Below are 11983 nucleotides of genomic sequence, written 5' to 3' on the forward strand. Positions count from 1 at the left end.
AGTTGCGCTTCTGCAAACGGCTGACTCCGCCGGATCAACGACTGGACAAAGTCAATTTCCGAACCCTATCGCTGAGCGGCCCGCGAGCTTGCCAGCAATTGCTGCAGGTAGCGCCTGGTCTCCTGCGCATTGCTAATATTCTCGTCGACTTCCGCTTCGGTCCGGTCGCCGCGCATCGAATTCGTCAACGTATCGAGATAGCTGATATAGTTCCGTGCGGTCTGCACATTGGCCTGGCGAATGCGATAGCCATCCTTGACGTCCTGCGATGCATCGTCGTCGGGTGCCGATCCTCGGCCAAGCGAAATGACATCGTCCGCAACGCCTCTGGCTTCGCGCACGATCGAGGCGAAATTGCGCGCTTTTTGCGGCCACAGCGAGCTCGCCTGGCCCGAAACACCCGGGCTCGCGGCCGGAGCCGGCGTGTCGGAGATAGCTGGAGCGGCCTCCACAACTGGCGTTTCGCTGGCGGTCGTTTCCTGGGCCTGGGTGGTATTGGCGCGGCGGGCGCGGGCCATCGCCGTGTTGTAGGCATTGTTCCGCGCCAGCGTGGCTTGCGCCGCGGTCAAGGCGGTTGCCAGGTCTTCGGCCTCTCTTGCCTCGGCGGCCGCGGTCCGGATACCGGACAGGGCCGTTCGGACCTGGCGCGCGAGCGCCTGCCGGTCCGCCGGCTGGCTGGCTGCCGCCCCGGCATTGCGGGGATCGGCCCAGGGAACCTGGGCAGCAAAGCGGCGTGCCGTAGCATCCGCCTCGCCGAGAATTGCGGCGGCAAAATCGGCGGCGGCTACTTGTGCAAGCCCGGACATGCGCTCCTGCTGGGCAGGAACCTCGCCTGCGCGATCGGGATCATTGGCCATTTGCGACAGCTGGGTTTCCATCCCGGCCAGTTCTTCGGCCGCATCGTTGAGGATTTTCAATGCGCCGGCGGGCGCGCGCGCTTCGGTCGCTTCCTCGATGAAAACCTGCAAGGCCTGGGCAATGCCGCCCGCCGCCTCGATATCGATCGGCTCGAACGCCTGTCCTTCGACCAGGCTTTCATCGATCGCCGCCTCATCGTCGCCACCGCCCATGACGACGACACCGCCGATTGCTGCAATGGCAAGCGCGGCTGCTGCGCCGCCGATCATCAACGGGTTGAGCTTCTTCTTGTCGCCTGCTTCCTGGTCGTCGGGCTTGCGAGGCTCCTTTGGCTTTTTGGCCGGCTTCGTCTTGGCCGGAGGAGGCGCTTCCCCGGCCTCTTCGGGTTCATCTGCTTGTGCCGGTTGCTTGGCGGAAGTGTCTCCGACCTCGTCTTGCGCCGGTTCGTCCTCGCCCGCGGCGGGTTCCTCTTTGCGAGGTGGCGGTGCCTTGGCTTCGACTTTTTCTTCCTGTTCGGCAGCGCCCTTCGGCTTTTCCTTTTTCTTGGTCTGCGTGTCCTCTCCCGCACGCTTGAAACTGACCTCGTCGGGATCGCTCGGCACGGCGGTCTTGATATCGTCCGTCGCGCTGAAGCCGGGTTCGGGCGGGGCGACCGGCACGATTTGGTCGGACGGAACCTCTTCGGCGGCCGCCTTGTCCGGCAGATAGGCTTCGACGCGGGTCGCATCCTCATCGATTTCCGGCGCTTCGGGCTCCGGCGGAGCGGCAATCACCGGCGCTCCGCCTTCTTCGAACATTTTCAGCCATGCAGGGATGGATTGCGGGCGCTCGGTCGGCTTGACCGTCATCGCGGCGTCTACCGCGGCCAGGAAATTCCTGCTGTAGCCCGGCCAGTTGCCATGGGCCAGCGGCTTGCCGAGCCCGGCATGCATGCGTTCGAGGACTTCAGGCGGCTTTTCGCCGGTAATGCACTGATAGAGCACGACGCCCAGCGCATAGATGTCGGTCCACGGACCCTGGTCATAGGTCCGCACATATTGTTCGATCGCGGCATAGGGTGGCGTGTGGAAAGTGACGCTGGTGCTGGTCGCTTCGCCGGATTCGAAGCGGGCGGAACCGAAATCGATCAGGACCGGGCGGCCGTCGTCATTGATCAGGATATTCGGCGGCTTGATGTCGCGGTGAAGCACGCCGACGCGATGCGCACGGTCGAGGCCTTCGGCGATCGGCTTGAACATCTTGGTCAGGCTGGCTTCGTTCCAGCGATGGCCGTCCTTGAGCAGCTTCGAGAGCGACATGCCGTCCTCGAAATCCATCACCATGTAGGCCGTGCCATGAATCTCGAACAGGCTCCGCACGCTGACGATGTTCGGGTGCCGGGTCGGCGTGGAGAGGTTCCAGAGCAGCTTCGCCTCTTCGACGAACTTCTTCAATCCGAGGGCGTGAACCTCTTCGGCATCCGAATCGATCGGGACAACGGTGGAATCCTCGTCGCGTTCGGAAATCGAACTGGGGAAGTATTCCTTGATCGCCACCAGCTCGTCGAAATAGATTCCGCGGCCCTTGTAGACGATGCCAAAGCCGCCTACGCCAAGGACCTGCTCGAGCCTCCACTCGCGCAGAACTGTCCCGGGCGGTAGCGCCTTGTTGCTGTAGGCCTTGCTCATTGCCGATTTCCCATGACCGCGATATTGCAGTGCGAAGAAGGTTTGCACGATCCCGTGTGAATTTCCAGCCCTTAAGCAAGACTAGGAAATAAGGTTACGAAATGGGCTTCGACTGCGAGATACGGACCCATGTTGGGTTGAAGCGCAAGCTCAACGAGGACTCGGTGCTGAGCAGGCCCGAGGCCGGGCTATGGGTCGTAGCGGACGGGATGGGCGGCCACGAAGCGGGAGAAGTCGCCAGCGCGAAGATCATCGAAGCGCTCTCCGCATTGCCCGCGGGCGAGGATCCGCGTCAACTGGTGGACCAGGCGATCGCTTCGCTCAAACAGGTCAATGAGGACTTGATCGAACTGGGCCGAAACGGCACCGAACGCAAGACCATCGGCAGCACGGTGGTGGGGCTGGTGCTGGGACACAGCCAATATCGCTGCTTCTGGGCCGGAGACAGCCGCGCCTATAGGGTCCGCGACGGCGCGATCACGCAATTGACCCGCGATCACAGCCTTGTCCAGGACCTGCTGGCCGCCGGCATGATCGAGGCCAAGGAGGCCGAACAGCACCCCAATGCCAATGTCATCACCCGGGCGGTGGGCGCCGCGGAAGACCTCAAGGTGGATACGGTCGGCGGGGCAGCCTTTGCCAAAGACATCTACCTAGTCGCGAGCGACGGTCTCACCCGGGTCGTGACCCAGGTCGAGATGCTTTCGGCCCTCTATTCCCGCCCGATTTCGGATGCCGCGGATCACTTGCTCAAGCTTGTCCTCGACCGGGGCGCGCCGGACAACGTCACGATGGCGATCGTAGCGGTGAAATAGGCACCTGCTTGATCGTGCAGCCCGTTCTTGCGGTCCCCGAACCACATTCGGACTTGCGGATGCGAAGCCCGCTTGTATCTTCGCGACAAAATGGCGTCGACCCTTTGAGAGTCGGCGCAAAATCACTTATGTCTGTTACCCATGGGTCTGCCTCGTCAGGGGCGAGGTGCCGGGCGCATCGGTTTGCGGGCTTTGGCCAGTTGGTTCGATCGGGATTGACGAGGGATTAGTTGAGCGGTCCAGACATCTTTATCTCCTACGCCAGGGCGGATGAGGACATGGCGCGCCTCGTCGCCACTGCGTTCGAGCGGGAAGGATTCAACGTCTGGTGGGATGCGGCCCTGCATTCCGGCGAAACCTTCGACGAAGTCATCGAAAAGGAACTGCGCGCGGCCAAGGCGGTCGTGGTCTTGTGGTCGCCCCGTTCGGTGGCATCGCGCTGGGTGCGCGCCGAAGCGACGCTGGCCGATCGAAACCGGACACTGGCGCCCGCGATTATCGAACCTTGCGAACGCCCGATCATCTTCGAGCTGACGCACACTGTCGATCTGTCCACCTGGTCGGGCGATCCGGCCGAGGCGGTCTGGCAGGGCTATGTCAAGGACATCCACCGGCTGGTCCAGGATGACATTCCCGGCAAGGCGAGGCAGGCCCGGGCGGAGGCGAAGAAGCAGGCAGAAGCGCCGCTTCGGCGCAGGCCGGCCCCGGCCCCGGCCGGAAATCCTGCCGGACAACTCGACGGCGCCAACATGGAAAGCCTGATTTCGGCGATCTCGACCTTGCAGCAGCAACTCAGGCAACAGGGCACCGCACCTCCGCCGCAAGCCGAGCCGGTGGCCCGGCGAATGCCGCCGCCGCCCCTCGAGGAGGAAGATGATTCCGAGGCGACCCAGTTTTTCACGCCGACCGATGAATTCGGCATGTTGCAGGGCGACGAGTTTCATTGTCTTGAACTGTCGATCGGCGATGAACTGCAGGAACGCCATATCGTCGGGCCGCTCGGCCTCAAGATCGGACGCACCAAGCCGGCCGACGTGATCCTGGCGGATTCCAAGGTTTCGCGCTCGCACTGCCTGGTCGAGCTCAATGACGACACGCTGTTCGTAACCGACCTGGGATCGACCAATGGCACCTATATCGATGGCCAGAGGGTTACCGGTGCCGCGATCCTGCCGGTCGGTTCGGTCTTGCGGGTAGGCCATTTCACCCTCAAGCACGAAGTGCGATCGCGCGCGGAAATCTGATCCGGGCCTTGGCCCTATCCCGGAATTGTCAGCCGCCGCCCCTCGGCCAGCAAGCGCCAGGCCGCAACGTCGCCAAGCATGATGTCGGCCGCCCTGCGGGCCATGTCCTGCAGGGTAACGGTCGTATGCGGACTGGCCTCCCATTCCTTCAATATCGCGTTCAGGCCATGGGCGATCTTGTGCGCGCGATTGGCCACCCCCTCGAAATCGAGGATGATCCGAATGCCGTAGCTTGCAGTAGCGATCGCCGGCAGCCCCGCCGTTATGGTGGTCAGGGCATATTTGAGATCGGTGCCAAGCTCGTGATCGAGGAAATAGGTGATCAGCCAGCCGCCGGCCGCGAGGATGACGATCGCGAACAGCACTTCGCCGAAGCGTTCGATCCGGTGAGCCGCCAGATGCATCCTGTGTGAAGTAGATTCGTTCCAGCTTGCCTGGTCGCGGATTTCGGCCAGTACCGGCTCCGCCGCCTTGTCGGGATCGGAAAGGCGGATCGATTCCATGGGACAGGAGCGGGCAACCGAACTGGCGTACCAGCCGTTCGAGCCGCCGGCCCCGGGGTCCGAGATTCCGCGTCCGATCCCGACATTGCGCAACAGGATGCCGACCCTGAGCAATTCGGCCACTTGCCGGGATTCGAGCCAGCGCTCCTGCCAGCGCATCTTCCCGGCATGCCAGGCGTTGGTCAGCAGCAACAGGATCGTGAGCAGTTCGGCGGCCACGAAAATCCACTTGATATCGTCCACGAGCACTGAACTGGCGGCAAGGACGACTGCGAAGGCAGCGAGGCTGAAATTGACCAGGACGGCCGAGCGAAACGCCTGGGCGGCCTGGATCGCGGCATGGTCCCACCAGGCGAAGGCTTCTTCCAGCGCGCCTTCCGGCGGTTTGGGAGTCCAACTTCCCTTCTTGGCGAACCAGGGCCTGATCCCCGCCAGCTTCAGCAGGAAGGGATAGGCGCCATAGATGATCGGGTTCGGGGGCAGGTCGGCCAGGCTGCGCCAATCGGCCTCCTCCACCGGATCGCCCAATGTACCGACCAGCGAGGCGACAAGATCGCCCAGCCGGTCGAACGGGAACTCCGGAATGTCCTCGAACCGCATCGGCTCTCCGGCGATGGCTCCCCGCACCGAAAGGCTCGATCCGTCGGGCGGGATCACGATCACCGGCATCGCCCGGCGCGCGGCGGCATCGATCATCTCCCGCGTTCCGCCGCGCCCGCGGCCGGGTTGGCCGTCCCAGACCGCGATCAGCAAGTCGATATTGTCGAGCATCGTATAGCCCGAAGCTTCGTAGGCGTGAGGCCGGCCGGTGATGTGTCCATCGAGCACGGTCAGCGACGACGCCCGTCGCAGCAGCTCGCGGAACTCGTTGCGCGGGCCTTCGTCGGGAAAATCCTTCTCGTATTCCTCGGGTTCAAAGGGCAAGACGACTTCGAGGACCTGGCCGAGATCGAGCGCGGAGCTGGCGGCAATCCGGTCGGCACCCTCGGCCAGGGCCGTGACCAGCCGCAGCGGATGGCGCCCGGCCATGAACAGGGGATTCTCGGCGATTTCGTCCAGCGAGCGCTGGATCGCTTCGAGGATCTCGTCGATCCGGGCGCGGACCCCGTCCCAATCCTCGATGCGGTCGGCCCGGTGGCCGACAATCCCGACGCTGAAGCCGAGCGAAGGCGGGGGAGCGGAGACATTCATCGTGCCGACACTAGCGCAAAGATGAGTTCGGGGAACCGCTGAATCCGGATTTATCCAATGATTCCGAATGGCTGCGGACGAGCATGCGATCTCGCCCCTGGTCGATCGGGCTTGACCCGCAGAAACCCGGCGTTTATCGGCCCCCGCTCCTGCCCCGTCGTCTAATGGTAAGACTACGGACTCTGACTCCGTCAATCGTGGTTCGAATCCACGCGGGGCATCCAGCGTTTCACCCGCTGCCGCCTTCATTGGTCTGCGCTTGCCCAAGGCCTTGGTCGTTTCAGGCGACCTTGCCGGAAACGTGAATCTTGGGCTCATTTTTCCTGGGAGAGCCCGATTCACGTCAGAGAAGCAAGCACGGGAGCTTCCATCTCGGACGAGCAGGCTCTACGCATGGCGGCGAGATTTCATGTTCGGAGAGGACCTCAACGTGAGCGCAGACGATGATGCCGAGCTGAGCGATCGCCGGTTCTACCGCGCGGAGCAGGAAGCCAAGTTCGTCGAGAAGGAGCCGACCCGCTCACCCCAGACGACTCACCCTGCCTACCGCCTTGCCTTCCGCGATTCGGACTTCCTCCTGCGCGAGGAATTGCGCCCGGTGCGCTTCCAGCTCGAACTGCTCAAGCCCGAGATGCTGATGGACGAGGCGCGGATCGGATCGACCCTGGTCATGTACGGATCGGCGCGTATCCCCTTCGAGGAGGATGCCGAGGCCCTGGTTGCGGCGGCGGATACGCCCGAGGAGAAGCGGGTTGCCAAGCGGCTTGCCGCCAAGGCCAAGTATTGCACCCAGGCCTACAGGCTCGCGAAGATCGCCAGCGAACATTCGATCATCGAACACGGCCGGCGGCAGTTTGTCGTGTGCTCGGGCGGCGGACCCTCGATCATGGAGGCGGCAAACAAGGGGGCCTCCGATGCCGGGTCGGAATCGATCGCGCTCAACATCGTCCTGCCGCACGAGCAGGCGCCCAATTCCTACGTCACGCCCTATCTCTCATTCCGGTTCCACTATTTCGCGCTCAGGAAGATGCATTTCCTCATCCGCGCACGGGCGCTGGCGATTTTTCCCGGCGGCTATGGCACCTGCGACGAATTGTTCGAGACGCTGACCCTGATCCAGACCCAGAAGATGAAGCCGATCCCGATCCTGCTGTTCGGCAGGGAGTTCTGGGACAAGGTGATCAATTTCGATGCGCTGGCCGATGAAGGGACCATCGCCCGCAAGGATCTCGACCTGTTTCATTGGTGCGAGACGGCCGAGGAAGCCTGGGCGCATATCGTCGATTTCTACGGGATCGAGGATCCCTGCGCACAAGGGGATTGCGACTAGGTCCTGCGCACCGCCTGGTGGCCCAGCGGACCGCTGCCGGAGCCGAAGCCCGGAGCATTGAGCAACGCCTCGCGGACGAACTGGCGGGAAAGCCGCACGGCATGTTCGAGCGATTGGCCATGGCCGAGCAGGGTCGCGATCGCGCTCGACAGGGTGCAGCCGGTGCCGTGGGTGTGGCGCGTGTCGATCCGCGGATCGGTGAAGGACACAGCCCGCCCGCCATGTTCGACCAACAGGTCGCGAATCTTCGCGCCCTCCAGATGCCCGCCCTTGGCCAGCACCGCGCAGCCATGGCGCCGGGAAAGGGCCACTGCAGCCTCCGCAATCTCGTCGGGCGTTGCGACCGGCAAGTCCGTCAGGGCGGCCAGCTCGGGCAGATTGGGCGTGACAAGATCGGCCAGCGCCATCAGCCGCTCGAACCCGGAAATGGTCGCCGCATCGGCCAGTAGCGAGCCGCTGGTCGCGACCATGACCGGGTCGAAGACGATTGGGATTGCGAGGCCTGCGAGCCGTTCTGCGACCAGTTCGGCGATCTCGGGCGAACCAAGCATGCCGATCTTCACCGCGTCCGCGCCGATATCCGACAGGCAGGAATCGATCTGTGCCCCGACCAAGGCAGGGGAGAGAGATTCCACCGCCTGCACGCCGGTCGTATTCTGCGCGGTCACGGCGGTGATCGCGGTCATCGCAAAGCCGCCGAGCATGGTGATGGTCTTGATGTCGGCCTGGATACCAGCGCCGCCGGAACTGTCGGAGCCGGCAATGGCGAGGATTCGCGGAGGAGCCTTGCTCAAGCCGCCGCTTCCACCGCCGCGCAGATGTCGCCGACGACCTGCTCGACCTGCGCCCGATCGTCACCCTCGGCCATCACGCGGATGAGCGGCTCGGTGCCCGATGGCCTGATCACCAGCCGCCCCTTGCCGGCGAGCGCCGCTTCCGCTTTGGCAATGGCCGACTTCACGCCGGCATCCTCGAGCGGCGCTCCGCCATTGTAGCGGACATTCTTCAGCAGCTGGGGGATGGGATCGAACAGGTGCAGCAGCTCGCTGGCCGGCCTGCCCGATTGCACCAGCGCGCCCAGCACCTGCAGCGCGGCGATGCTGCCATCCCCGGTCGTCGCATGGTCGAACAGGATCATGTGGCCCGATTGCTCGCCGCCGACATTGTAGCCGCCCTTGCGCATCGCCTCGAGCACATAGCGGTCGCCGACCTTGGTCCGGACCAGTTCGATTCCCTTGCTCTTGAGGAAGCGCTCCAGCCCGAGATTGGACATCACGGTCGCCACAATCCCGCCGCCCTTGAGCTTGCCCTGGTCGGCCAGTTGCGAGCCGATCAGCGCCATGATCTGGTCGCCATCGATCGTGTTGCCCTGCTCGTCGATCACGATCAGCCGGTCGGCATCGCCATCGAGCGCAATGCCGATATCGGCACCGGTTTCGATCACCTTGGCCTTGATGGCATCGAGCGAGGTCGAACCGACCCCGTCATTGATGTTGAGGCCGTTGGGTTCGACGCCCATCGGGACAACCTCCGCACCCAGTTCCCAGATCGCCGCGGGCGCAACCGAATAGGCGGCGCCGTGCGCGCAATCGACCACGATGGTAAGCCCGTCGAGCCTGACCTCGTCGGGCAGCGTTTGCTTGATCGCGTGGATATAGCGCCCGCGGGCATCGTCGATCCGCCTGGCGCGGCCGATTCTCTCGCCCTGGGCGAGGGGGATGTCTTCGTCCATCGCGCGCTCGATCGCCTCTTCGTCGGCATCCGACAGCTTGAAGCCGTCCGGCCCGAACAGCTTGATGCCGTTGTCCGCGAACTTGTTGTGGCTGGCGGAGATCATCACGCCCAGGTCCGCGCGCATCTCGCGGGTCAGGAGCGCGATCGCGGGCGTCGGCAGCGGGCCGGTCATGATCACGTCCATTCCTACGCTGGTGAAGCCGGCGACGAGGGCGGTTTCCATCATGTAGCCCGACAGGCGGGTATCCTTGCCGATGACCACCCGGTGCTTGTGGTCGCCGCGCAGGAAGTGCGAGCCGGCCGCCTGGCCGACCTTCATCGCCGTGGCGGCGGTCATCACGCCGGCATTGGCGCGGCCCCTGATCCCGTCGGTCCCGAAATATCTGCGTGCCATCTACCGCCCAGTCCAATCCTCAGCGCGCTCTTGCCATTGGTTAGGGCGCTTTGCGCCCGAAGCCCCTGCGCTGGCAAGGGGCTGTTCGCCTTGCATCCTAACCGGCCCAGCCGATCAAGGTCGATTGAAAGATTGCAATGGCAATGCAGTATTCCGATCACAAACTTGGCCAGACAGCCAAGTTGACCCTTACCTTTGTCCGGAGATACCATGCCTTTTCCCCTGATCGACCTGCCCTTCGACCCCAAGGCCCTTGAACCGGCCATCTCGGCGGAAACATTTTCCTATCACCACGGCAAGCATCACAAGGCCTATGTCGACAAGACCAACGCCGCAATCGAAGGCACCGAGTTGGCAGGATCGAGCCTGGAAGAGATCGTCGCGGCGGCCCGCGGGTCAAACAAGGGACTGTTCAACAATTCGGCCCAGACCTGGAATCACGGCTTCTACTGGCATTCGCTTGCCGCCACCGAAGGCTCGCCGTCCGGCGAACTTGCCGACAAGATCGATGCCGCATTCGGTTCGTTCGGCGAACTGAAGGAACGGCTGGCCGCCGCCGGGGCCGGACACTTTGCCTCGGGCTGGGTCTGGCTCGCGGAGAAGGACGGCTCGCTCTCGGTCGAAGAGACCCATGATGCCGATACGCTGGCGGACGGCGAGTTTACGCCATTGCTGGTGATCGATCTGTGGGAGCACGCCTATTACCTCGATCACCGCAATGCCCGGCCCGCCTATCTGGAAGCGGTCATCGCACGGCTGAACTGGGATTTCGCCGCTGATAACCTCGCACGTGGCAAGGCCTGGACCTACCCGGTAGGCTGATCCTTCACCGGTGCGTTTTCCGTCCGCGGTTCGAGCAGCTCGGAGGGGAATAGCGGCTCGCCGAAGATAAATCCGATCAGGTTTGGTCGCCCGAGATGGTCGACCACAGCCTTGATCGTGAGCAGCAGCGGGACAGAAAGCAATGCCCCGACCACGCCCCAGATCCACGCGAAATAGGTCAGCGCCAGCAGGATCAGCACCGGGTTCATGGTAAACCTGGCGCCGAGAATCGCTGGTGTTACCGCGTTCGATTCGACCGTGTGCAGGCCGAGATAGGCCGCAGCCGGCAACAGGCCGGCGAACATCGATTCCGATGTCCCCAAGCCGAAGAGCGCCAGCAGTACGACCATGGCCAGCGGACCGATATAGGGAATGAAATTGAGGATCGCTGCGAGGCCGCCCCACATGATCGGCGCTTCCATGCCGAGGAGCCAGGCCCCTGTTGCGACAATCACCCCCACGCCGGCATTGATCAGGGCAACTGTCAGAATATAGGCAGAAACCCGGTCCTGGACATCGCGAAAGACGCGCACCGCCCTGATGCTCGTGCCGAACGACGCGCGATTCAGCAACAGCCGGCTGCGTACCCTGACCCTGGCCTCAACCATGAAGAATGTCATGAGGAAGGTGAGCAGGATCTCGAGCACCACGCTGGGCGTGGCAAAGGCGAGTTCCTGCAAAAAGGACGGGCTGGCAAGGACGACCTGCGGGTTGCCGTCGGTACCGACGATCTCGACAATCTGCTGGTTTAGGCGGGTAAGCCAGGTCAGGCTTCCTCGCAGTTGAGAGAATTGCTCGCCGATCGTTTCGACAATTCCCGGCAAGGCATCGAACAGGTCGACCGCCGGACGCAGGATCAGGACCAGTGCGAGAACGAGGATCGCGATGAAGAAGATCAATGACAGGAAGGACGCGAGCAGGTTGGGCAGGCCGAGACCCGACAGCCGGTCTGCCAGCGGCGAGAGAACGATGGTCAGCACGATCGCGGATACCAGCGGGAGGAATACCACCGAGCCGATCGAAAGCACGAACGGCAGGGCCAGGAACAATCCGATCGACAGCAGCAGCACCAGTGCGGAGATCAGGCGCAGCTCCTGCGCGGCAAAGGAAAGGGTCCGGCGCCTTGGGGCCGTGGTTCCGCTGTCCCTCTCCGCTTCCTTTTCGCCTCCCATCTCCCCTGTGCCCCTCCTGCGGGCAAAGAAACGCCGGCCGACTAGCTATCCCAAGCCGGACCGCTTGGAAACGGCTATTCGCCGATCTGGGCGGCCTCTTCCAGTTCCCGCAGGATCGCACCTTGAGCATCGAGATCGCCGATCGCTCGCCGCGGAATCGAACCTTGCTCGATCATCGATGAGAGCGCAGCGCGAGCGCGCCCGACCCGGCTCTTGATCGTCCCCACGGCGCAGCCGCAGATATCGGCAGCCT

Annotated in this window: 9 protein-coding genes, 1 tRNA gene and 1 pseudogene; 5 read left to right on the top strand and 6 right to left on the bottom strand. The window is 63.6% G+C overall.

The annotated features are described in order from the left end of the window. Nucleotides 1-65 precede the first annotated feature (65 nt). A complete protein-coding gene (locus AC16XC_RS00135; RefSeq protein WP_484032603.1) occupies nt 66-2525 on the bottom strand; it encodes a serine/threonine protein kinase in 2460 nt (819 codons plus the stop codon). Between the two features lie 101 nt (nt 2526-2626). Between AC16XC_RS00135 and AC16XC_RS00140 the strand changes: the two genes are divergently transcribed. Both AC16XC_RS00140 and AC16XC_RS00145 read left to right on the top strand, forming a co-directional pair. After that, on the top strand, nt 2627-3340 hold the full coding sequence (locus AC16XC_RS00140) for a PP2C family protein-serine/threonine phosphatase (RefSeq protein ID WP_484032604.1): 714 nt from the start codon (nt 2627-2629) through the stop codon (nt 3338-3340). A 230-nt stretch (nt 3341-3570) separates the two neighbouring features. Further along, the gene (locus AC16XC_RS00145; protein WP_484032605.1) at nt 3571-4584 is read left to right on the top strand and encodes a TIR domain-containing protein; all 1014 of its coding nucleotides are present in this window, start codon (nt 3571-3573) and stop codon (nt 4582-4584) included. Nucleotides 4585-4598: 14 nt separating this feature from the next. Here AC16XC_RS00145 and AC16XC_RS00150 read toward each other — a convergent pair whose 3' ends face one another. Next, on the bottom strand, nt 4599-6278 hold the full coding sequence (locus tag AC16XC_RS00150; protein ID WP_484032606.1) for a hypothetical protein: 1680 nt from the start codon (nt 6276-6278) through the stop codon (nt 4599-4601). Nucleotides 6279-6428: 150 nt separating this feature from the next. Here AC16XC_RS00150 and AC16XC_RS00155 point away from each other — a divergent pair. Together AC16XC_RS00155 and AC16XC_RS00160 are read left to right on the top strand one after the other, a co-directional pair. Next, nucleotides 6429-6502 (top strand) — tRNA-Gln (locus AC16XC_RS00155). Between the two features lie 185 nt (nt 6503-6687). Beyond that, nucleotides 6688-7608 (top strand): LOG family protein, encoded by a 921-nt coding sequence (locus tag AC16XC_RS00160; protein ID WP_484032607.1) that lies wholly within the window; start codon nt 6688-6690, stop codon nt 7606-7608. Here AC16XC_RS00160 and thiD read toward each other — a convergent pair. Together thiD and glmM are read right to left on the bottom strand one after the other, a co-directional pair. Then, nucleotides 7605-8402 carry a bifunctional hydroxymethylpyrimidine kinase/phosphomethylpyrimidine kinase gene (thiD, locus tag AC16XC_RS00165; RefSeq protein WP_484032608.1) on the bottom strand — a complete coding sequence of 266 codons (798 nt, stop codon included), beginning with the start codon at nt 8400-8402 and terminating at the stop codon, nt 7605-7607. The genes AC16XC_RS00160 and thiD overlap by 4 nt on opposite strands. Continuing rightward, nucleotides 8399-9736: a phosphoglucosamine mutase gene (gene glmM, locus AC16XC_RS00170; protein WP_484032609.1), complete on the bottom strand. Its 1338-nt coding sequence runs from the start codon at nt 9734-9736 to the stop codon at nt 8399-8401. Before glmM ends, thiD begins: the two co-directional genes overlap by 4 nt. 210 nt (nt 9737-9946) lie before the next feature. Here glmM and AC16XC_RS00175 point away from each other — a divergent pair, with 210 nt between their 5' ends. After that, nucleotides 9947-10558, top strand: a complete 612-nt coding sequence (locus AC16XC_RS00175; RefSeq protein ID WP_484032610.1) for a superoxide dismutase — start codon at nt 9947-9949, stop codon at nt 10556-10558. Here the strand turns inward: AC16XC_RS00175 and AC16XC_RS00180 are convergent. Together AC16XC_RS00180 and AC16XC_RS00185 are read right to left on the bottom strand one after the other, a co-directional pair. Then, entirely contained in the window at nt 10543-11730 is a 1188-nt protein-coding gene (locus tag AC16XC_RS00180; protein WP_484032611.1) for an AI-2E family transporter, read from the bottom strand. The genes AC16XC_RS00175 and AC16XC_RS00180 overlap by 16 nt on opposite strands. Before the next feature lie 74 nt (nt 11731-11804). Beyond that, nucleotides 11805-11983: pseudogene (locus AC16XC_RS00185) on the bottom strand (sigma-70 family RNA polymerase sigma factor); the annotation flags it as partial.

Source organism: Candidatus Andeanibacterium sp. (genome assembly GCF_057143545.1).

What these genes read in the sequence shown, in the direction of transcription:
- AC16XC_RS00135 (WP_484032603.1), bottom strand. Translation starts at nt 2,525, where the DNA reads ATGAGCAAGGCCTACAGCAACAAGGCGCTACCGCCCGGGACAGTTCTG.
- AC16XC_RS00140 (WP_484032604.1), top strand. Translation starts at nt 2,627, where the DNA reads ATGGGCTTCGACTGCGAGATACGGACCCATGTTGGGTTGAAGCGCAAG.
- AC16XC_RS00150 (WP_484032606.1), bottom strand. Translation starts at nt 6,278, where the DNA reads ATGAATGTCTCCGCTCCCCCGCCTTCGCTCGGCTTCAGCGTCGGGATT.
- AC16XC_RS00160 (WP_484032607.1), top strand. Translation starts at nt 6,688, where the DNA reads ATGTTCGGAGAGGACCTCAACGTGAGCGCAGACGATGATGCCGAGCTG.
- glmM (WP_484032609.1), bottom strand. Translation starts at nt 9,736, where the DNA reads ATGGCACGCAGATATTTCGGGACCGACGGGATCAGGGGCCGCGCCAAT.
- AC16XC_RS00175 (WP_484032610.1), top strand. Translation starts at nt 9,947, where the DNA reads ATGCCTTTTCCCCTGATCGACCTGCCCTTCGACCCCAAGGCCCTTGAA.
- AC16XC_RS00180 (WP_484032611.1), bottom strand. Translation starts at nt 11,730, where the DNA reads ATGGGAGGCGAAAAGGAAGCGGAGAGGGACAGCGGAACCACGGCCCCA.